This window comes from Janthinobacterium sp. P210006 (assembly GCF_036231885.1).
In the GTDB taxonomy this organism is placed as follows: Bacteria; Pseudomonadota; Gammaproteobacteria; order Burkholderiales; family Burkholderiaceae_D; genus Janthinobacterium; species Janthinobacterium violaceinigrum.
This window is the reverse complement of sequence record NZ_JAZARD010000008.1, coordinates 79,832-100,014: the sequence shown is the minus strand read 5'-3', so window position 1 is coordinate 100,014 and position 20,183 is coordinate 79,832. Positions and strand designations below refer to the sequence as shown.

Sequence of the window (20,183 nt, the reverse complement as noted above, 5' to 3'; positions counted from 1 at the left end):
ATGGATAAAGACAGCGCTGACGCGCAAGAACAACCGGTGCTGGACCTGTCCAGCCGCCTGACGCAGGACCACCACCAGTCGCTCAAGCTGTGGCTGCGCATGCTCTCGTGCACGGTAAAAATCGAAAACGAGGTGCGCACGCGTTTGCGCGCCACCTTCGGCATCACCTTGCCCCGCTTCGACCTGATGGCGCAGCTCGAGCGCTTTCCCGACGGCTTGCGCATGGGCGAACTGTCCAAGCGCATGATGGTCACGGGCGGCAATATCACGGGCATCACCGACCAGCTGGAGCAGGAAAAACTGGTGGTGCGCGTGGTCGATCCGAAGGACCGCCGCTCGTACAGTGTCAAGCTGACCCCGGCGGGCCGGCGCGCGTTCGACGAGATGGCCAGGGTGCACGAAGGCTGGATCGCCGAACTGCTGCAGGGCGTCACGCCGGACGACAAAACCCAGTTGATCGACCTGCTGTCGCACATGAAACAGCAGCTCAATGACACCTCATTAAAGGATTGACCATGCGCCATCTCCCCGGCCAGCCGCAAGACCTGCCAGGCAACCGTGCCAGCCTGGCCGGCTACGCCGCGCGGCATTTTCTGTTTTCCGTCGATGCGGGCGTCGCCACGTTGACCCTGCACCGGCCCGAGCGCAAGAATCCGCTCACCTTCGATTCGTATGCGGAATTGCGCGAACTGTTCCGCGCGCTGGCGCATGCGGACGATGTCAAGGCCGTGGTGATCACGGGCAGCGGCGGCAATTTCTGTTCGGGCGGCGACGTGCACGACATCATCGGGCCCCTGACGAAGCTCGACATGCCCGGCTTGCTGGCGTTTACCCGCATGACGGGCGACGTGGTGAAAGCCATGCGCGCCTGCCCGCAGCCCATCGTCGCCGCCATCGACGGCATTTGCGCGGGCGCCGGCGCCATGCTGGCGCTGGCTTCCGATATCCGCATCGGCACGGCGCGCAGCAAGACGGCTTTCCTGTTTACCCGCGTGGGCCTGGCCGGCTGCGACATGGGCGCCTGCGCTCTGCTGCCGCGCGTGATCGGCCAGGGCCGGGCCGCCGAACTGCTGTACACGGGCCGCTCCCTGCCGGGACTGGAAGCCGAGCGCTGGGGCTGGTTCAACAGCCTGGCCGAGCCGGAAGAACTGGCGCAGGCGGCGCAGCTGTTTGCCGCCGGCCTGGCCGGCGGTCCCACCTTCGCGCACGGCATGACGAAGAAAATGCTGCAGCAGGAGTGGAACATGGGCGTCGACGAAGCCATCGAGGCGGAAGCGCAGGCGCAGGCCATCTGCATGGCCACCAACGATTTCCACCGCGCCTATCACGCTTTCGTGGCGAAAGAGCAACCCCGCTTCGAGGGCGATTAAGAAGATGAACACTACACGCGACACCACTTACCTGGACTGGCCGTTCTTCGAAGCGCGCCATGCCGAACTCGAACGGGCGCTCGACGCCTGGGCCGCGCAGCACCTGCAGGAAGCCCATGGCGCCGACGTCGATGACGCCTGCCGCACGCTGGTGGCGCAGCTGGGGCAGGGCGGCTGGCTCGCGCATGCCACGGGCATCGATGGCCAGATCGACACGCGCGCCATTTGCCTGATGCGCGAAACCCTGGCGCGCCACAATGGCCTGGCCGATTTTGCGTTTGCCATGCAGGGCCTGGGATCGGGCGCCATCGGCCTGTTCGGCAGTGCGCAGAACAAGGCGCGCTACCTGCCCGACGTGGCCAGCGGCAAGCGCATCGCCGCGTTTGCCCTGTCCGAGCCGCAGGCCGGGTCGGACGTGGCGGCCATGGCGTGCGCGGCCCGGCGCGACGGCGACGAGTATGTGCTCGATGGCGAAAAGACGTGGATCTCGAACGGCGGCATCGCCGACTTCTACGTGGTGTTTGCCCGCACGGGCGAGGCGCCCGGCGCGCGCGGCATCAGCGCCTTCATCGTCGACGCCGACAATCCCGGACTGGAAATCGCCGAACGCATCGCCGTCATCGCACCGCATCCGCTGGCGCGTCTGCGCTTCAAGCACTGCCGCGTGCCCGTGTCGCAGCGCCTGGGCGAAGCGGGGCAGGGCTTCAAGGTGGCGATGGCGACGCTGGACGTGTTCCGCACGTCGGTGGCCGCCGCCGCACTGGGCTTTGCGCGGCGCGCCTTCGACGAGGCGCTGCGCCACGCGACAAAGCGCCAGATGTTCGGCCAGACCCTGGCGGACTTCCAGCTGACGCAGGCAAAATTGGCGCAGATGGCCACCGGCATCGATGCGTGCGCCTTGCTGACCTACCGCGCCGCCTGGCAGCGCGACCAGGGCCGCAAGGTGACGAAGGAGGCGGCCATGGCCAAGCTGACGGCCACGGAAACGGCGCAGCAGGTGATCGACGCGGCCGTGCAGATGTTCGGCGGCATGGGCGTGGTCAGCGACCACCCCGTCGAGCGCCTGTACCGCGAAATCCGCGCCCTGCGCATCTACGAAGGCGCCAGCGAGGTACAGCAATTGATCATCGCGCGCGAACTGCTGCGCGAGGCGGCGGACGCATGAACAACGAGGAGAAGACGATGCAGGTGCTGCAACCACCGGGATGGGCGAGGCCGCGCGGCTATGCGAACGGCGTGGCCGCCAGCGGGCGGACGGTCTATGTCAGTGGCATGATAGGCTGGGATGCGCAGGGCCAGTTCCATACGGACGATTTCGCGGGACAGGTGCGCCAGGCGCTGCAGAACATCGTCGCCGTGCTGGCCGAGGCGGGCGCCTTGCCCGAGCATATCGTGCGCATGAACTGGTATGTGCTCGACAAGAAGGAATATGTGGCGGCGTACCCGCAAATCGGCGTGGCGTACCGCGAGCTGATCGGCAAGCATTTCCCCGCCATGACGGCCGTGCAGGTAGCGGGCCTGATCGAGGACCGCGCCAGGGTGGAAATCGAGGTGACGGCCGTGCTGCCGCCATGATGGCGGCATAAATAATTGCATTAACGGCATTTCAATTGAAATAAATTAATGTAATTAATGCATCACCTTGTGCTATATTGATATGCCGAAATTTTGCGGCATACACACAGGGGGAGCGATGCAAGAACAAATCATGCTGAGAATCAAGGCGGCGCGGCCCGCCACCTTGCTGGCTGGCGCCATGCTGTGCGCCGCCATCGCCCCTGCCGCCATGGCGCAATCCCTGCTCAACGGCGCGCAGGAAGCGCAGTTGTCCGCCTGGCTGGGCGAAGGGCCGCTGGCGCTGACGGCCATCTACACGAAGGCGGCGGGCGACACGTCGCGCGACTTTCACCTGGCGGCCGACGGCAAGGGGCGCACGTTTTCGGTGATGCAGGCGAGCAACGCTGCGGGCCAGACCTGGCTGGTGGGCGGCTACAATCCGCAAAGCTGGAATTCCTCGGGCAACTACAACATGACGCCCGAAGACCGCGACCGCACGGCCTTCATCTTCAACCTGACATCGGGCCAGCATTTCCGGCAAACGCCGAAAACCTATGCGCTCGATACTGTCGGCTCGTACCAGACCTTCAACGATATCAACGCGGGCCCCACGTTCGGCATCGGCGCAGACCTGGGCATGTCGGCTGACCTGAGCAGCAATGGCGTGTCCTCGCGCTACTCGTATATCGATCCCGTCAATGGCATCTTTGGCGCAAGCTTGCTCGATGGCACGCCGTACGGCTCGTATCCCAATGTCACGTTTGGCGCCATGCAAGTATTTAGCGTCAGCGCCGTGCCGGAACCGGCAAGCTACGCGATGCTGGCATTCGGCCTGATCATGCTGGGCAGCTGGCAGGCGCGCCGGCGCCGGCGTCACGGCGGCAAGGCCTGAGTCCGCTCCGTTGCTATTGACGACGAGACAATATCGGTAGACGATGCGGATGACGATGGAAGATTTCTACTATGCATGTTTCTTTAGGTTAATAATATTTTCACAATAATATTATTGTGCAATTGAAGTTCTTCCATGAGTCACCTTCGTCTTTCGGGATCGCGCTGTGCTATTTAATTCATTTCCTTTTTTTCTGGTGTTTTTGCCGCTGGCCCTGCTGGGCTATTTTTTGCTGTCAAAATATTCCTTACGCCTTTCCATCATTTTCCTGCTGTTTGCCTCGGTCGCGTTCTACAGCTACTGGGACGTGTCCTACCTGCCCTTGCTGGCGCTGTCCGTGTGTTGCAACTTCGCCGTCGGCCGGGCCATATCGCAGCGCAAGGAGCAGGGCAGGGCGCGCAGCGCCAAGGCCTGGCTGATCGCCGGCCTGGCATTCAATCTGTCGCTGCTGGTCTTCTTCAAGTATTTTGATTTCCTGCTCAGTAATATCGCCGCCGTGACGGGCGCCCCGATCGCGGCCATCGGGATCACATTGCCCATCGGCATATCTTTTTTTACGTTTACCCAGATTGCCTATCTGGTCGACTGCCACGCAGGCAAGGTCAAGGATTACCAGCCAGAAAGCTACGGCTTGTTTGTCACGTATTTCCCCCACCTGATCGCCGGCCCCATCCTGCATCACAAGGAAATGATGCCGCAGTTCGTGGCGGCGGAATCGCACCGCTTCAGCCGGGGGCGGCTGGTCGTGGGCCTGGCCTTCTTCACCATCGGCCTGTTCAAGAAAGTGATCCTCGCCGATGGCGTGGCGCGCTATGTGAGTCCGGTCTTCGACCTGCACCATCAGCACCTGAGCATGCTGGAAGCGTGGGCGGGCACGCTGGCCTACACCTTCCAGCTGTACTTTGATTTTTCCGCCTATTGCGACATGGCTTACGGACTGTCCTATATGTTCGGCATTATTTTGCCGATCAATTTCAATTCGCCGTACAAGGCCGCTTCCATCATCGATTTCTGGCGCCGCTGGCACATCACCTTGTCCAACTTCCTGCGCGACTACCTGTACATCCCGCTGGGCGGCAACCGCCAGGGGGCGTTCCAGCGCTACCGCAACCTGTTGCTGACCATGTTGCTGGGCGGACTCTGGCATGGCGCCAACTGGACCTTTATCGTTTGGGGCATGTTGCACGGCATCTACCTGATCGTCAATCACGCCCTGCGGCATCTTCTGGGGGGATACAGCAACCTGGCGATCCGCGTGGCCGGCAGCGTTGTCACCTTTCTTGCCGTGGTGCTGGCCTGGGTCTTCTTCCGCGCCAGTTCGGTGGCGGTGGCGTTCGACGTGCTGCGCGCCATGACGGGCAGCACGCTGACGCTGCCCATGCAGGCGGGAGCGCTGGGCATGAACCGCATCATGGAACTGGGAAGCTGCCTGTGGTGGCTGGGCGCCTGTGCGGCGATCGCCTTTTGCCTGCCGAACGCCTACCAGATGCTGGGGCGCGGCTTGCTGCGCGAGCGGGAGGCGGGCCTGAACGGCAGCCGCGGCACCTTCTTGCTGGGCGCCATGTTGACGTTGTGCATGTTGTTGCTGGCCATTAGCGAGACACGCGGCGTTTCCGAATTCTTGTACTTTAATTTCTAACTCATCCTATGCGCCCATTATTTGCAATCGGCCTCGGTGTCGTGGCCACGGCGCTGGTGCTGGAAGTCGTCCTGCAATGCCTGCCGGTGGTGTCCGGCCTGCGCATGGCAGACAGCAGCAGCGCCGTGCCGTTCAACCGCTATCTGCCCGGGCAGCCGTATGTGTATTCGCATGGCTGGGCCCTGGCCAATGCCCGGCGCGGCGTGACGAATGCCCAGGGCTACAATAATTCTGCCGACTTCCAGGAGGGCGCTGCCGTGCTGGTGCTGGGCGACAGCTTCGTCGAAAGCCTGATGCTCGACTATGCCGACACCGTGCAAGGCAAATTGGACCAGGCCTTGGGCGGCAAGGTGTATGCCGCGGCCGGTTCCGGCAACGGTCTGGCGGACGGCCTGGAAATGCTGCGCTATTACCAGCCGCGATTGCATCCGCGCACGGTGCTGCTGTTTGTCGATGCGGGCAATCTGAATGAGCTGCTGGCGCCGGCCCAGCGCGGACACAGCAATTTTGTCGTGGATGGACAGGCCGTTTCCGTCGCGCACACCCCCTATGCCGAATCGAAGGTCAAGCGCCTGGTGGCCCATTCGGCGCTGGCGCGCTATGTGTATTACAACCTGAAGCTGTCGGACTGGCTGCTGTCCAAGTTGCAGAGCAGCAAGCCGGCCGGCGCCGCCGCGGCTGCCCCGGCCGGCGCGCGTGAGGCGGCGCTGGAGTTCTATCTGACGCAGCTGCGCCAGGCGGGCGGGGCGGCGACGCGCGTCATCTTCCTCGTCGATGGCGAGCGCAACCTGCTGTACGAACCGGGCCACGCCAAGCCCCAGTGGCACGGCGACAACCGCGCGTTCTTCCTCGAGCGCGCCAGGCGGCATGGCTATGCGGTGGCCGACATGCAGCCTGTATTCGCGCAGCACTGGGCCTTGCGGCGCGAACGCATGGATTTCCTGCCCATGGACGGGCACTGGAACAAGGTGGCGCACGCGCTGGCGGCGCAGCAGGTCCTGCCCCTGCTGGCGGCGGACGCGCCGCCCCCTCCTGGGGCTGCGGGAAACTGATTGCCGTGGCGAGATTCGACTTGCCGGACTACTAATGCGCCGCGCCAGGCTGTATAATGCCGCTTCGCGTGTCGCCATCGTACAATGGATAGTACAAGGTCCTCCTAAGACTTAAATGCAGGTTCGATTCCTGCTGGCGACACCACATTCCACGCAGCGCGCGTCGGCGGCCCGGGTCCATGCGGGCGCAATTTGGTGGTCGATGGCGATTGAAGTCCGAGTTATCGGTACAATGCGTGCTTCATTCATCCAATCGGCGGCTGTTTTGCACACCACACGGTGTGCGCGAGACGGCGCCCGAGCACTCTTACTCATTATGGCTGTCATTTCTCTTTCATCGGCGCAACTTGCGTTCGGTCACGTCGCGCTGCTCGATCACGCGGAATTTTCACTGGAAACCTCGGAGCGGGTCGGCTTGATCGGCCGCAACGGCACGGGGAAATCGTCGCTGTTGAAGGTTATTTCGGGCAAGTTCAAGCTCGATGACGGCTTGTTGGTGATGCAGCAAGGCATCAAGATCGCCTATGTGGAGCAAGAGCCGCAATTCGATCCGGAAATGTCCGTGTTCGATGCCGTCGCGTCCGGCATGGGCGAGTCGCAGACGTGGCTGAAGGAATACGATGCATTGACGGGCCAGTTTGGCCAGGGCAATGACGACGAACTGATGGAACGCATGCACGACATCCAGGTCAAACTCGATGCGGCCGATGCGTGGAGCTTGCCGAACAAGGTGGAAACCGTGCTCGACCGTTTGAACCTGACGGGCGACATGGCCATGAAAACCCTGTCCGGCGGGATGCAGAAGCGCGTGGCGCTGGCGCGCGCGCTGGTGTCGGCGCCCGACGTGCTGCTGCTCGATGAGCCTACCAACCATCTGGACTTCAGCTCCATCCTGTGGCTGGAAGGTCTGTTGCGCGACTTCAAGGGCAGCGTGCTGTTCATTACCCATGACCGCTCCTTCCTCGACAACGTCGCCACGCGCATCATCGAACTCGACCGCGGCCGTCTGCTGTCGTATCCGGGCAACTTCACGGCGTATCAAGTGCGCAAGGCCGAGCAGCTGGAAATCGAAGAAGTGGAAAACGCCAAGTTCGACAAGTTCCTGGCGCAGGAAGAAGTGTGGATACGCAAGGGCGTCAAGGCCCGCCGCGTGCGCGACGAAGGCCGCGTGCGCCGCCTGGAAGCGCTGCGTCTGACGCGCAATGCGCGCCGCGAACAGCAGGGACAGGTCAAGCTCGACGTGTCGGCCGGCGAACGCTCGGGCAAGATCGTGGCGGACCTGGAAAACGTTTCCAAGATTTATGGCGACAAGGTCATCGTCAAGGATTTCAGCGCCACCATCCTGCGCGGCGACAAGGTTGGCCTGATCGGTGCCAACGGCGCCGGCAAGACCACCCTGCTGAAGATGATCCTGGGCGAAGAGCAGTCGGACACGGGCACCATCCGCCTCGGTACCAAGCTGCAAGTGGCGTATTTCGACCAGATGCGCACGCAGCTGAACGAAGAGGCGAACCTGATGGAAACCATCGCGCCGGGCAGCGACTGGGTCGAGATCAACGGCCAGCGCCGTCACGTGATGACTTACCTGAACGACTTCCTGTTCGCACCGGAACGCGCGCGGTCGCCCGTCAAGTCCCTGTCCGGTGGCGAACGCAACCGTCTGCTGCTGGCGCGTCTGTTCGCCAAGCCGGCCAACGTGCTGGTGCTCGATGAGCCCACCAACGACCTGGATATCGATACCCTGGAATTGCTGGAAGAGTTGCTGGAAGAATACACGGGCACCGTCTTCCTCGTCAGCCATGACCGCACCTTCCTCGACAACGTCGTCACGCAGGTGATCGTCGCCGAAGGCGAAGGCAAGTGGCGCGAATTCGTCGGCGGCTACACGGACTGGGAGCGCGTGCGCACCCTGCCGATCGCCACGGCGCCCGCCAGCAAGCCGGCCGTGAAGGTCGAGGCTGCCGCACCGGCCGCCAAGCAGAAAAAGCTCAGCTACAAGGAGCAGCGCGAGCTGGAAGAGCTGCCCAAGCTGATCGCCAAGCTGGAAGACGAGCAATCGGTGCTGGCCGCCGAGCTGTCGCATCCGGACTTCTATAAGAAGACGCCCGCCGAAGGCAAGCGCCTGAATGCGCGCGTGGCCGAGATCGAGGGCGAACTGCTGGAAGCGCTGGAAAAATGGGAGCAGATCGAGGCGCGCGCCAACGGTTGATGTTGTTGCATACTCTGTTGTAATTTAAGTCAGGATTATTTGCCACGGCAACGGTCCCGCTTGATATAATTATATAATTATATTTATTACATCGGAGGATGCATGTTTGTCATGAAAAGCACGCGCCCCGGACCACCGCGTCCGGCGCGTGGTTCCACCTCCGATGCGCGGCAATATGTTTGACCGCGCCGCCTTGCCCCGGGTAGCGCCATTCCTGGCCTACCTCTCCTTCATTTTCATTGCCGACATGCTGGGCCGTCTGGGCGTGGCCGCGCAGGACTTGCGCTGGCTGTATCCCGTCAAGATCGGCGTCGTGCTGGGCATGCTGTTGTACTGGCGCCGCAGTTACACGGAATTGGTGTGGACGCCGTTGGGCGCGCGTGCCATTCTCGGGGCGCTGGCTGGCGGTGTTGTTGTTTTTTTGCTGTGGATTAATCTCGACGCCAACTGGATGATGATCGGCAATGCCGACGGCTTCGATCCCCGCACCGATGGCCGCATCGAGTGGAGCCTGGTGGTGCTGCGCATCGCCGGCGCGGCGCTGGTGGTGCCCGTGATGGAGGAGCTGTTCTGGCGCTCCTTCCTGCTGCGCTGGATCGACAAGCCGGATTTTTTGCGGGCCGATCCGCGCCTGGCCAGCGCCAAGGCCTTCGCCATCAGCGTGCTGCTGTTTGGCTTTGAACATAATTTATGGCTGGCCGGCATGGTGGCCGGTGCGGCATATAGTTTGTTGTACATGCGTAGCCAGTCCCTGTGGTCGCCTATCCTCGCGCACGGCGTGACGAACGGTGTGCTGGGGCTCTGGATTATTTCTGGTGGGCACTGGATTTACTGGTAGTATTGCCTATCAACTGTGTGATCTTTCAAAGACAAAATCCATGTTGAATACCTTGCGTAAAAATGCCGTTGCCGCCGCCCTGACGGCCAGCCCACGCCTGCCAGCCGCGCTGCTCCTGGCCGTGGCCGGCACCCTGGCCAGCGGCGCCGCGCTGGCCGATATCAGCGACACCATCAAGCCTTTCGTCGCCACGACCTATTCGTACGATGACAACCTGATGCGCTTGCCCGACGACGTGCCGGGCTTTTCCGGTCCCCGTTCGGATACGTCGAGGATGCTGCAGGCGGGTTTCCTGTTCAACCGTCCCATCGGCCGCCAGATACTGACGGGGCAGGCCAAGTGGTCGAAGGTGAGCTTCGACCGCTTCAGCCAGTTCGATTACGACGGCAAGGATTTCCTGGCCGACCTGGAGTGGCACATCGCCAACCACCTCGAAGGCCATGCGGGCGCCAGCTATGCGCAGACCCTCACGCCGTTCAGCGACTTCCAGACCAATGTGCGCAATTTGCGCACGCAGCGGCGCGAGTACCTGAACGGCGCCTGGCGCTTCCACCCCAGCTGGCGCGTGCGCGGCGGCCTGTCGCGCGACCGCTATTCCTACGATTTGCCGTCGCAGGCTTTTTCCAACTGGACGGAAGACGCCACCGAACTGGGCGTGGATTACCTGGCGCCCAGCAACAGCCGCATCGGCGTGCAGCTGCGCCACCTGAACGGCAAGTATCCGAACCGCAACGCGCTTGAATCGAGCGTGTACGGCAGCGGCTACCGCCAGGACGAGATCAAGGCGAACATCTATTGGGCGCTGAGCGGCATCACGCAGCTGGAGTTTTTGGGCGGCTGGGTGCGCCACCGCAACAACCTGCTGTCGGGGCGCGATGTCAGCGGCACGAACGGACGCCTGAGCATGTACTGGCAGCCGCTGGGCAAGGTCAATTTCACGGGCATGGTCTGGCGCGAATTCGGTTCCGTCGACAACTCGCTGGTGACGAGCAGCCTGAACACGGGCGCCAGCGTGTCGGCCGCCTGGACGGCCACGGCGAAGGTGCGCGTCGATGCGCTGCTGCGCCAGGAGCGGCGCGATTTCTCCGCCGTCAGCGGCCTGGTGCTGCCGGGCGACGGGCGCGATACCACGCGCACGGCCTCGCTGGGCGTCACGTATGCGCCTTACCAGAAGATCCAGCTTGGCGTGCGCGTGTTCCAGGAGCGGCGCGAAGGCGTCGCCATCATCGATAGCGGCAGCTACCGGGCCAAGGGCATTTCCTTCAATGGCAGCGTACAGTTTTAAAAGATCAACATGACGGTCAATGATATACCCCTGATTTCGTTTTTCCAGCGCATCCTCGACCCGATCATCATCATGGGCTTGCTGTACCTGATGACGGTTTTGTCGGGTTCGCCATTCACCGGCTATACGCTGGTGCTGATGATACTGGCCGTCTTCATTTCGTCGACGGTCTTCCAGCACATCGATCCCTACCGTACCTGGCGCAGCGGCCGCATGCTGGCCTATGCGCGCGATATCCTCGTGGGCTGGACGATCGTCGCGCTGATCCTCACCTTCCTGGGTTCGGCCACGGGCCTGGCCTATCATTTCGATACCGAAGTGGTGCTGGCCTGGTTCGTTCTCACGCCCTTCGTGCTGCTGGCCGGGCACCTGGCCGGACGCAAGTTCAGCCTGCATCCGGACGGCGAAAGCGAAGTGCGTTCGGTGGTCATCATCGGCGCCAACGACGCCAGCCTGAAGTTTGCCGCCACCATCGAGCGCAATGCCAACCTGTTCATGCACGTGCATGGCTTTTTCGACGACCGCACGGACGACCGCTGGCCGGAAAAGATGCGCGAACCGATGCTGGGGCGCATGGACGATATCGCCACCTACGTGCGCGAACACAATATCAAGATGATCTTCATCAGCCAGCCGATTTCGGCCCAGCCGCGCATCCGCAAGATGCTCGACGAGCTCGAAGATACGACGGCTTCCGTGTATTTCTTGCCCGACATTTATATCTTCGACCTGATGCAGGCGCGCTTCGACAACGTGGGCGGCATGCCCGTCATCGCCATCCGCGAATCGCCGTTCACGGGCTTTAACAGCATGGTCAAGCGGGGCAGCGACATCGTGCTGGGACTGGTGATCCAGGTGCTGCTGCTGCCGGTGATGCTGGTGATCGCCATCGCCGTCAAGACCACCTCGAAAGGCCCCGTGATTTTCCGCCAGCGCCGCTACGGCCTGTATGGCGAAGAGATCGTCGTCTACAAATTCCGCTCCATGACGGTGGGCGAGGATGGCGACAAGGTGGTGCAGGCCACCAAGAACGACCAGCGCGTGACGCGGGTGGGCGCCTTCCTGCGCCGCAGCTCGCTCGACGAGCTGCCGCAGTTTCTCAACGTCCTGCAGGGCCGCATGAGCATCGTGGGGCCGCGCCCCCATGCGGTGGTGCATAACGAGCAGTACCGCAAGCTGATCAAGGGCTACATGCTGCGCCACAAGGTCAAGCCCGGCATCACGGGCTGGGCCCAGGTCAACGGCTTGCGGGGCGAGACGGAAACGCTGGACAAGATGGAGGCGCGCATCCATTTCGACCTCGATTACCTGCGCAACTGGTCGCTATGGCTGGATCTGTGGATTATTGCGCGCACGGTGAAAGTGGTGCTGGCGCGCGAGAACGCGCATTGAGCGCCAGTCTGGTGCTGGCAGGAAAAAATAGCGTTTGAATATACTTTGCACGGAGTCAATACGCGTTAAAATGGAGCATCTTAGACAGCACCAGCGCATCACGCGACTACTCCGCGCGCATCCTGCCACGAGTCGTGCCGGCCATGCGCCAGGCCGCGACAGGCAGGCGATGACGTCACCGTGTTGCGGCACATTACTTTCCTCTTGGAAAGGGTCCGACGATGTGTGCAGTATCCGGCCTTGCCCCTGCCGGTCGTTGCGTCACCCTGACGGGCAGTCGTCGGGGCCGCCACGCGCCAACTATCATTTTTAAAGTCAGTCTGAACCACGCAATACATAATTTTTTGCAATCAAGCAGACTACGGAAATAGTTGTTTTTATATCTCATAAGTAGATTTTTAAGCAAATATTTTCCTTGTCGTCGTGCATTATGTGTATTATGTTTACAATATTGTTAATTATTTGACGCATAACTATTTTCGGGGAAATCATTTCGTGCGCTGCCAGCGGCCCCGGGCCGTTACACTCGCCGGATTTTCCACCCGTCATACCCGTCATCCGAAGGAGCACGCTTGAATCACTTTATCCACTCCCGTCCCGCGCCGCGCCTGCTGTGCGCCGCCCTGGTCCTGCTGGCCGCTGCCGGCCTGTCCGCTTGCGGCAACAAGGAAAAAAAGGCCGGCCAGGCGCTGGCCAGCGTGAATGGCGAAGAAATCACCATCCTGCAGTTGAATGAAGAGTTGCAGCGCGCCGGCGTGCAGGCGCCGCAGCAGGCTGCGGCCAGCAAGCAGTTGCTCGAGTCCCTGATCGACCGCCAGTTGCTGCAGAATGAAGCGGCCAAGGAAAAGGTCGACCGCGATCCGAAAGTCATGCAGGCCATCGAACGCGCCAAGGCGCTGATCGTTGCCCAGGCATACATGCAAAAGCGCATCGGCGCGGCCACCCGTCCCAGCAAGACGGAAGTGGACGAGTACTACGCGAAAAACCCCCTGTTCTTCAGCCAGCGCAAGCAATTCGATTTGCGCGAGCTCGTCATTCCGACGGCGGCGCTGAACGACGAGCTCAAGGCCGTCATGGACCGCGCCAAGTCGCTGGAAGACGTGGCGCAATGGCTCGATGAGCACAAGATCGCGTATGGCCGCAGCCAGGTGTCGCGCACCAGCGCAGACCTGGCGCCCGAACTGAGCAGCAAGCTGCAATCGATGCCCAAGGGCCAGCTGTTCATCGTGCGCGAAGGCGAGCGCAGCCTGCTCATCGCCTTGGCCGATATCAAGGACAGCCCCGTGGGCCCGGACGCGGCCGCGCCGCAGATTGAACAGTTCCTGGCAAACAAGAAGAACAAGGATGCGGCCGAAGCGGAGCTGAAACGCCTGCGCGCCAGCGCCAAGATCGAGTATTTCAACAAGGATGCATCGGCTACGGCCTCGGCGGCACCCTCGGCCAGCGCATCGGCTGCCGCACCTGCGGCAGCGGCGCCGGCAAACAGCGATCATGAAGCGAATGTGCGCGGCGTAGCGGGATTGAAATAAGTGACGTATCGACAAGTAGTTCAACATCAGCAATCTACCAACGGGAATCTGTAATCATGAAACGACTCGCAAACTGGATGATGGCGGCCTTCCTGGCCCTCGCCGCAGGCATGGCCGGTGCAGCCGATGTCCCCCTTGGGGCTGGTGATGTGCTGAAAATTTCCGTCTACGGCAACCCGGACCTGGGCCTGGAGACGCGCGTGAGCGAAGCGGGCGAGATCACCTTCCCGCTGGTGGGCGCGGTGGCCGTCGGCGGCCTGTCCACGTCGGCAGCGGAAAAGAAACTGGGCGGCCTGCTCGAGAGCGGCGGCTTCCTGCGCAAGGCGCAAGTGAACATCATCGTCACCAGCCTGCAAAGCCAGCAGGCTTCCGTGCTGGGCCAGGTGAACCGCCCGGGCCGCTACCCGGTGGAAGGCAAGCGCAGCGTGATGGACATGCTGGCCATGGCCGGCGGCGTGAGTCCTGACGGCGCCGACCAGATCACCGTGATCCGCAAGCGCGGCGGCAACAGCACGCGCGACGTGGCCGATATCCTCGACATCGTGCGCAACGGTGACCTGAAGGGCGACACGGAAGTGGGCGGCAACGACATCATCTACGTCGAACGCGCGCCGCGCTTCTACATCTACGGCGAAGTGCAGCGCCCGGGCGCCTTCCGCCTGGAACGCAACATGACCGTGCTGCAAGCGCTGTCCGTGGGCGGCGGCCTGACGGCGCGCGGCACCGAGCGCGGCGTGCGCGTCAAGCGCCGCAATGCGGAAGGCCAGATGGAAGTGCTGTCGGTCAAGCATGACGACTTGTTGCGCGTCGACGATGTCGTGTATGTCCAGGAAAGCCTGTTCTAAGAGCAACTGGCTCCCTATCTTTTAGTATTGAAAGTTTACAAATGAACCTCACCCAACTATTGCTGATCCTTCGGGCACGCAAGAAGATTGTGCTGCTGACCTTGATGATCACCGTGGCGCTGGCGCTGGGCGTCAGCCTCGTGCTGCCGAAGACCTACAAGGCCACCAGCACCTTGCTGCTGAACTACAAGGGAGTCGATCCCCTGACCGGCATGACCATGCCAGGACAGCTGTTGCCCGGCTACATGGCGACCCAGGTCGACATTATCGGCAGCAAGAACGTGGCCTTGCGCGTCGTCGACCAGCTGGAGCTGGCACGCAGCCCGGCCGTGATCGCCCAGTTCAATGAAGCGGCACAGGGCAAGGGCACGGTGCGCGACTGGCTGGCCGATTTGCTGCTGAAGAAACTCGAAGTGATGCCGTCGCGCGAAAGCAGCGTGGTCGACGTCAGCTTCAAGGGCGCCGACCCGCAATTCGTGGCCGCCGTGTCGAACGCCTTTGCGGAACAGTATCAAAAGGTCAGCATCCAGCTGAAGGTCGATCCGATGCGCAAGGCGACCACCTACTTCGATGACCAGACAAAATTGCTGCGCGATAACGTCGAGCGCGCGCAAAGCCGCCTGTCGAAATACCAGCAGGACAATGGCATCGTCAGCGTCGACAACCGTCTCGACGTGGAATCGAACCGCCTGAACGACCTGTCGGCGCAGCTGGTGCTGGCGCAGGGCCAGGCCATGGAAGCCAATTCGCGCCAGCGCATGGCGCAGGGCGGCAACCTGTCCGAATCGCCGGACGTGGCGTCGAATCCCCTGATCCAGAGCCTGAAGCTGGGCCTGGGCAATGCCGAAGGTAAATTGGCCGAACTGGGCCAGCGCCTGGACCGCAATCACCCGCAATACCAGAGCGCCAAGGCGGAAGTGGACAAGCTGCGCCGCGACCTGGCCGAGCAGACGCGCGCCACCTCGCAAAGCGTGGGCAACAATGCGCAGATCCTGCAGCAGCGCGAAGGCGCCATCCGTGCCGCCCTGGCGGCGCAAAAAGCCAAGGTGCTGGAACTGAACCGGACGCGCGATGAAATGGGCGTGCTGAGCAAGGATGTGGAAAGCGCCCAGCGCGCCTTCGACGTGACGTCGCAGCGCCTGTCGCAGACGCGTATCGAAGGCCAGGCGGAGCAGTCCGACATCGCCATGCTGAACCCGGCCACCGCGCCGATCGAGCCGGACAGCCCGAAGATTCCCCGCAACGTGCTGCTGTCGATCTTCCTCGGCCTCATGCTGGGCTGCGGCATCGCGCTGCTGGCCGAATTGCTGGACCGCCGTATCCGTTCCGACCAGGACCTGAGCGAAGTGCTGCAGATTCCCGTGTTCGGCGTGGTCGACTGGAAACCCAAACAGCGTCGCATGCGCGGCATGCTGCCGCGCCGTTTGCGCCTGAACTGAGATGGAACCTATCATGACTTCAAGTCCACACCTCCTCAATAGCACTGCACCGCTGGTGCGCGGTGCCGATTCCAGCATTGGCGGCCTGTTGCTCGAATCGGGCAAGATCACGCCGGAAAACGCCGAACGCGTGCTGCGCATGCAAAAAGAACTGGGCATCCGCTTCGGCGAAGCGGCCCTGCGCCTGGGTTTGATCACGGAAGCCGATATCGAGCAGGTGCTGGCGCGCCAGTTCGACTACCCGTACCTGCAGCCGGGCGCCGGCAAGTATCCGCAGGAACTGGTGGCCGCCTACCAGCCGTTCAGCCACCAGGTGGAAACCCTGCGCGCCGTGCGCAGCCAGCTGATGCTGCGCTGGTTCGCCCGCGGCAGCAAGTCGCTGGTCGTGCTGGGCATGGAGCCGGGCGACGGCGCCAGCCTGTTCGCGGCCAACCTGGCCGTCGTGTTTTCCCAGCTGGGCGAGCATACCCTGCTGGTCGACGCCAACCTGCGCGCGCCGCGCCAGCAGGAAATCTTCGACCTGAAAACGCGCCAGGGCCTGTCCGACGTGCTGGCCGGCCGCGCCGAACTCGATATCATCGCCAAGGTGGAATCGTTTGTCGCGCTGTCCGTGCTGGCCGCCGGCACCTTGCCGCCGAATCCGCAGGAATTGCTCAGCCGTAGCTCCTTCGTCACGCTCAACAAGCAGCTGGAAAGCCGCTACGACGTGGTGTTGTACGACGTGCCGGCGTATGCCACCGGTTCCGATGCGCTCGCCGTCGCGGCGCGTGCGGGCGGCGTGCTGCTGGTGGCGCGCAAGAACAAGACGCCGATGGCGGACGTGGCGGCCATGACCGAGCAAATGACGCACAGCGGTGCCCAGGTGGTCGGTTCCGTGATGGTCGACTTTTGATGGCTGCGCCTGGCCATGCCATCCCGCCGGAGCGGGCCGGCCGGTCCGCCTTGCCGGACTGGCTGCCGCTGGCACTGGGCTTCCTGGCCATGCTGGTGCCCAGCCTGGTCGGGCTGTTTCGCGGTATCTGGTCCACGGAAGAACAGGCGCACGGGCCCATCATCCTGGCCCTGTCGCTGTGGCTGATCTACCGCAAATGGCCCGAGATGCTGGCGCAGAGCGCCGGCGCCCGTTCGGCCCGGGCCGGCTGGCCGCTGCTGGTCGCCGCGCTGCTGCTGTATGTGCTGGGCCGTTCGCAGCAGATCCTGTCGCTGGAAATCCTCGCCCTGATCGCTACCGGCCTGGCCCTGCTGCTGCTCAAGCGCGGCTGGGTTGCCGCGCGCATCCTGTGGTTCCCCTTCTTCTTCATGCTGTTCATGGTGCCGCTGCCGCTGCCGCTGGTGACGACCCTGACCATGCCGATGAAGATGGCCGTGTCCTATGTGACCGAACATATTCTTTTCCTGGCCGGCTATCCGATCGCGCGCAATGGCGTGATCCTGCAGATCGGCCAGTACCAGCTGCTGGTGGCCGACGCCTGCGCCGGCTTGCAGACCCTGCTGACGCTGGAAGCGCTGGGCCTGTTCTACCTGAACCTGGTGCGCCATACTTCGCCGTTCCGCAACATCGTGCTGGCCCTGCTGATCGTGCCGATTTCCTTCACGGCCAACGTCATCCGCGTGATGGTGCTGACCCTGATCACGTATTACTTCGGCGATGCGGCGGGGCAGGGCTTCCTGCATGGCTTTGCCGGCATGGTGCTGTTCATTTCCGCGCTGCTGCTGATCCTCAGCGTCGATAGCCTGCTGCAGTGGATCGTGCGCAGGCGCCAGGCGCGCCGCGCGCCAGCCATGGGAGCGTCGACATGAACGGGGCATTGCGCATGAATGTACTGCTGGGCGCCTTGCTGCTGGGCGCGGCTATCCTCAGCCACGCCGTGGCGCCGGGCGTGAAGCTGGCCGACCAGCGTCCCAGTTTTTCGCTGGAAGCGGCCGTGCCGCAAGCGTTCGGCGAGTGGCGCGTCGACAGCTCGATCGTGCCGCTGCAGGTGGACCCGGAGACCCAGGCGCGCCTGAACAAGATCTACAACCAGACCCTGTCGCGCACCTACATCAATACGCAGGGCGAACGGGTGATGCTGTCGATCGCGTATGGCGGCGACCAGAGCGACAACATGGGCGTGCACAAGCCGGAAGTGTGCTACGCGGCGCAGGGTTTCCAGGTCGAACGCGACGAGTATGGCGAGCTGGCTTCGGCCTACGGCAGCCTGCCCGTGAAGCGCTTGCTGGCCGTGAATGGCAACCGCAGCGAACCCATCACGTACTGGATCACCATCGGCGACAAGATCAGCAAGGTGGGCATGCAGCAGCGCCTCGAGCAGTTGCGCTACGGCCTGACGGGCACCGTCGCCGACGCCATGCTGTTCCGCGTGTCGAGCATCGATACGGACTTGCCGCGCGCGTACCGGCTGCAAGCCAGTTTCGTCAACGGCTTGCTGGCCAGCATGCCGGCAGCGGACCGGAGCCGCCTGATCGGCGTGCCGCCCGGTTGAGGCGCGGCTTGATAGTCGGGATGGCGCCGGCGGGCGTGGCGCAAGGTAGCAGATAGCGAGAATCATGAGCAGCGACATCAACAAGAAAAGCGTCAGCGCCGTCAAATGGGCGGCGATGGGCACGGTCCTCATGTTCGGGCTGCAGCTGGTCACGCAAGTGGTGCTGGCGCGCCTGCTGGGTCCGGAAAACTACGGCTTGTTCGCCATGGGACTGATTGTGCTGACATTTAGCAACTTTCTGGCCGATTTCGGTTTTTCCTGGGGGCTGGTGCAAAACCGCACGCTCAGCGACGAGGACGTGCGCTTCACCGTCACCTGGCAGGCGCTGACGGGCCTGGCGGCCATGACCTTGCTGTTTTTCATGGCGCCGTGGATTGCCGCCTATTTCAAGGAAGCGCGCATCGCGCCCGTGATCGCCTGGATGAGCCTGACCTGCCTGCTGAACGCGCTGACGGCGCCGGGCAGCAGCCTGCTGCGGCGCGCCCTCGATTTCCGCTGGCTCAACATCATCCAGGTGAGCAGCTACATCGTCGGCTACCTGCTGGTGGGCTTGCCGCTCGCGTATGCGGGCGCCGGCGTGTGGACCCTGGTGGCCGCCTGGCTGGGACAATCGGCCACGGCGCTGGTGCTGACGTATGCGCGCACGCGCTTCTCGCTCAAGCCGCTGCTGTGGTACGAGGGCGCGCGGCGCTCGACGAATGTGGGCGTGACGGTGTTTGCGACGAATCTGTGCAACTGGTGCCTGAACAATATGGACCGCGTGTTCCTGGGCCGCTTCCTGAACGCCCACGCGGTGGGCGTGTATGCGGTCGGCTACAACCTGGCCAACACGCCCAATTCCCTGTTCCTGAGCGCCCTGCAGCCGGCCTTCCTGGCCACGGGCGCCAAGCTGCAGGACGATCTGCCGCGCCTGCGCGACACCTACCTGTCGGTGCTGGCGACCATCTGGATCGTCATCCTGCCGCTGTTCGTGCTGCTGGCGATGACGGCGCCCGACCTGATCGGCGTGTTGTATGGCAAGGTATGGCAAGAGTCGGGCATCGTGCTGAGCATCCTGGCGCTGGCCATGCCCGCGTACATCACGTGGGGCATGTCGACGCCGATTTTATGGAATACGGGCGGCAAGCACCTGGAAAGCCTGCTGCAGCTGCCGCTGATCGCGCTGGCCGGCGCGGCGCTGTGGCTGTGGGCGGGGCAGGGCGTGGCGGTGGTGGCCATGATCGCCGCCGGCACCCTGCTGGCGCGCGCGCTGGTGGTGGGCTCGGTGGCGTGCCTGCGCCTGGGCGTGCGGGCGGGCGAGCTGGCGCCGCTGGCTGCGCGGGGCCTGGCCATGGGCTTGCTGGCCGCCGCCGGCAGCTGGGGCGGCGCCGTGCTGGGCAGCCTGGGCGGCAGCCATCCGCTGCCGGCCTTCCTGGGCGGCGCGCTGCTGGGCGGCCTGACCTTGCTGCTGGCCGTGCTGGCCTGGCCGGGTTTGCTGGGCACGCGCGTGGTGGGCATGCTGGCGCGCTTCAGTCCGCCGTTGCCGGCGCGCGTGGGCAGTTATCTGCGCGCCCGCTGCAGCGCCTGATGCAGGGCCCGATGCAATACGGGGCAGGGCAGGGAAATACCGATCAAGCGGCGCGCTGCGCCTGCGACAATTTACTGGATACGCGA

Annotated in this window: 18 protein-coding genes and 1 tRNA gene; all 19 read left to right on the top strand. The window is 63.2% G+C overall.

All coding sequences use genetic code 11. The features are described from left to right. The 19 genes from VPH41_RS28115 (at position 1) to VPH41_RS28025 (ending at position 20,097) form a co-directional block, all read left to right on the top strand. The gene (locus tag VPH41_RS28115) at positions 1-513 is read left to right on the top strand and encodes a MarR family winged helix-turn-helix transcriptional regulator (protein WP_328572239.1); all 513 of its coding nucleotides are present in this window, start codon (positions 1-3) and stop codon (positions 511-513) included. 2 nt (positions 514-515) lie between these two features. Further along, positions 516-1,370, top strand: coding sequence for an enoyl-CoA hydratase family protein (locus VPH41_RS28110; RefSeq protein ID WP_328572238.1), 855 nt, complete (start codon positions 516-518; stop codon positions 1,368-1,370). 4 nt (positions 1,371-1,374) lie between these two features. Beyond that, positions 1,375-2,535 carry an acyl-CoA dehydrogenase family protein gene (locus VPH41_RS28105; RefSeq protein WP_328572237.1) on the top strand — a complete coding sequence of 387 codons (1,161 nt, stop codon included), beginning with the start codon at positions 1,375-1,377 and terminating at the stop codon, positions 2,533-2,535. A gap of 17 nt (positions 2,536-2,552) precedes the next feature. After that, positions 2,553-2,945 (top strand): RidA family protein, encoded by a 393-nt coding sequence (locus tag VPH41_RS28100; RefSeq protein ID WP_035828787.1) that lies wholly within the window; start codon positions 2,553-2,555, stop codon positions 2,943-2,945. Between the two features lie 133 nt (positions 2,946-3,078). Further along, positions 3,079-3,819 carry a PEP_CTERM-anchored TLD domain-containing protein gene (locus tag VPH41_RS28095; RefSeq protein WP_328572236.1) on the top strand — a complete coding sequence of 247 codons (741 nt, stop codon included), beginning with the start codon at positions 3,079-3,081 and terminating at the stop codon, positions 3,817-3,819. Positions 3,820-3,985: 166 nt separating this feature from the next. Then, positions 3,986-5,458 carry an MBOAT family O-acyltransferase gene (locus VPH41_RS28090; RefSeq protein WP_328572235.1) on the top strand — a complete coding sequence of 491 codons (1,473 nt, stop codon included), beginning with the start codon at positions 3,986-3,988 and terminating at the stop codon, positions 5,456-5,458. An 8-nt stretch (positions 5,459-5,466) separates the two neighbouring features. After that, positions 5,467-6,510 (top strand): hypothetical protein, encoded by a 1,044-nt coding sequence (locus VPH41_RS28085; protein WP_328572234.1) that lies wholly within the window; start codon positions 5,467-5,469, stop codon positions 6,508-6,510. Positions 6,511-6,580: 70 nt separating this feature from the next. Continuing rightward, positions 6,581-6,655: transfer RNA gene (locus tag VPH41_RS28080), tRNA-Arg, on the top strand. Between the two features lie 171 nt (positions 6,656-6,826). Beyond that, positions 6,827-8,719: an ATP-binding cassette domain-containing protein gene (locus tag VPH41_RS28075; protein WP_328572233.1), complete on the top strand. Its 1,893-nt coding sequence runs from the start codon at positions 6,827-6,829 to the stop codon at positions 8,717-8,719. A 175-nt stretch (positions 8,720-8,894) separates the two neighbouring features. After that, complete coding sequence (locus VPH41_RS28070; protein WP_328572232.1) at positions 8,895-9,557, top strand: CAAX prenyl protease-related protein; 663 nt, start codon at positions 8,895-8,897, stop codon at positions 9,555-9,557. A gap of 40 nt (positions 9,558-9,597) precedes the next feature. After that, positions 9,598-10,842 carry an XrtB/PEP-CTERM-associated polysaccharide biosynthesis outer membrane protein EpsL gene (gene epsL / locus VPH41_RS28065; RefSeq protein WP_152285056.1) on the top strand — a complete coding sequence of 415 codons (1,245 nt, stop codon included), beginning with the start codon at positions 9,598-9,600 and terminating at the stop codon, positions 10,840-10,842. 9 nt (positions 10,843-10,851) lie between these two features. After that, complete coding sequence (locus VPH41_RS28060; RefSeq protein WP_152285057.1) at positions 10,852-12,234, top strand: undecaprenyl-phosphate glucose phosphotransferase; 1,383 nt, start codon at positions 10,852-10,854, stop codon at positions 12,232-12,234. Between the two features lie 572 nt (positions 12,235-12,806). Then, positions 12,807-13,763, top strand: coding sequence for an EpsD family peptidyl-prolyl cis-trans isomerase (locus tag VPH41_RS28055; RefSeq protein ID WP_328572231.1), 957 nt, complete (start codon positions 12,807-12,809; stop codon positions 13,761-13,763). A 56-nt stretch (positions 13,764-13,819) separates the two neighbouring features. Then, positions 13,820-14,608, top strand: a complete 789-nt coding sequence (gene epsE / locus VPH41_RS28050) for a polysaccharide export protein EpsE (RefSeq protein ID WP_152259121.1) — start codon at positions 13,820-13,822, stop codon at positions 14,606-14,608. Between the two features lie 41 nt (positions 14,609-14,649). Beyond that, positions 14,650-16,047 (top strand): chain length determinant protein EpsF, encoded by a 1,398-nt coding sequence (gene epsF, locus VPH41_RS28045; RefSeq protein ID WP_152259120.1) that lies wholly within the window; start codon positions 14,650-14,652, stop codon positions 16,045-16,047. 13 nt (positions 16,048-16,060) lie between these two features. Continuing rightward, the gene (gene epsG, locus VPH41_RS28040; protein ID WP_152285058.1) at positions 16,061-16,939 is read left to right on the top strand and encodes a chain length determinant protein tyrosine kinase EpsG; all 879 of its coding nucleotides are present in this window, start codon (positions 16,061-16,063) and stop codon (positions 16,937-16,939) included. Continuing rightward, positions 16,939-17,847, top strand: a complete 909-nt coding sequence (xrtB, locus tag VPH41_RS28035; protein WP_152285059.1) for an exosortase B — start codon at positions 16,939-16,941, stop codon at positions 17,845-17,847. The genes epsG and xrtB overlap by 1 nt, the downstream gene beginning before the upstream one ends. Next, positions 17,844-18,530 carry an exosortase-associated protein EpsI, B-type gene (gene epsI / locus VPH41_RS28030; RefSeq protein ID WP_152285060.1) on the top strand — a complete coding sequence of 229 codons (687 nt, stop codon included), beginning with the start codon at positions 17,844-17,846 and terminating at the stop codon, positions 18,528-18,530. Before xrtB ends, epsI begins: the two co-directional genes overlap by 4 nt. Before the next feature lie 64 nt (positions 18,531-18,594). Further along, the gene (locus VPH41_RS28025) at positions 18,595-20,097 is read left to right on the top strand and encodes a lipopolysaccharide biosynthesis protein (protein WP_328572230.1); all 1,503 of its coding nucleotides are present in this window, start codon (positions 18,595-18,597) and stop codon (positions 20,095-20,097) included. Positions 20,098-20,183 lie beyond the last annotated feature (86 nt).

What these genes read in the sequence shown, in the direction of transcription:
- VPH41_RS28075 (WP_328572233.1), top strand. Translation starts at nt 6,827, where the DNA reads ATGGCTGTCATTTCTCTTTCATCGGCGCAACTTGCGTTCGGTCACGTC.
- epsL (WP_152285056.1), top strand. Translation starts at nt 9,598, where the DNA reads ATGTTGAATACCTTGCGTAAAAATGCCGTTGCCGCCGCCCTGACGGCC.
- VPH41_RS28115 (WP_328572239.1), top strand. Translation starts at nt 1, where the DNA reads ATGGATAAAGACAGCGCTGACGCGCAAGAACAACCGGTGCTGGACCTG.
- VPH41_RS28025 (WP_328572230.1), top strand. Translation starts at nt 18,595, where the DNA reads ATGAGCAGCGACATCAACAAGAAAAGCGTCAGCGCCGTCAAATGGGCG.
- VPH41_RS28100 (WP_035828787.1), top strand. Translation starts at nt 2,553, where the DNA reads ATGCAGGTGCTGCAACCACCGGGATGGGCGAGGCCGCGCGGCTATGCG.
- xrtB (WP_152285059.1), top strand. Translation starts at nt 16,939, where the DNA reads ATGGCTGCGCCTGGCCATGCCATCCCGCCGGAGCGGGCCGGCCGGTCC.
- VPH41_RS28085 (WP_328572234.1), top strand. Translation starts at nt 5,467, where the DNA reads ATGCGCCCATTATTTGCAATCGGCCTCGGTGTCGTGGCCACGGCGCTG.
- VPH41_RS28060 (WP_152285057.1), top strand. Translation starts at nt 10,852, where the DNA reads ATGACGGTCAATGATATACCCCTGATTTCGTTTTTCCAGCGCATCCTC.
- epsF (WP_152259120.1), top strand. Translation starts at nt 14,650, where the DNA reads ATGAACCTCACCCAACTATTGCTGATCCTTCGGGCACGCAAGAAGATT.
- VPH41_RS28110 (WP_328572238.1), top strand. Translation starts at nt 516, where the DNA reads ATGCGCCATCTCCCCGGCCAGCCGCAAGACCTGCCAGGCAACCGTGCC.
- epsG (WP_152285058.1), top strand. Translation starts at nt 16,061, where the DNA reads ATGACTTCAAGTCCACACCTCCTCAATAGCACTGCACCGCTGGTGCGC.
- VPH41_RS28095 (WP_328572236.1), top strand. Translation starts at nt 3,079, where the DNA reads ATGCTGAGAATCAAGGCGGCGCGGCCCGCCACCTTGCTGGCTGGCGCC.
- VPH41_RS28105 (WP_328572237.1), top strand. Translation starts at nt 1,375, where the DNA reads ATGAACACTACACGCGACACCACTTACCTGGACTGGCCGTTCTTCGAA.
- VPH41_RS28070 (WP_328572232.1), top strand. Translation starts at nt 8,895, where the DNA reads ATGTTTGACCGCGCCGCCTTGCCCCGGGTAGCGCCATTCCTGGCCTAC.
- epsE (WP_152259121.1), top strand. Translation starts at nt 13,820, where the DNA reads ATGAAACGACTCGCAAACTGGATGATGGCGGCCTTCCTGGCCCTCGCC.
- epsI (WP_152285060.1), top strand. Translation starts at nt 17,844, where the DNA reads ATGAACGGGGCATTGCGCATGAATGTACTGCTGGGCGCCTTGCTGCTG.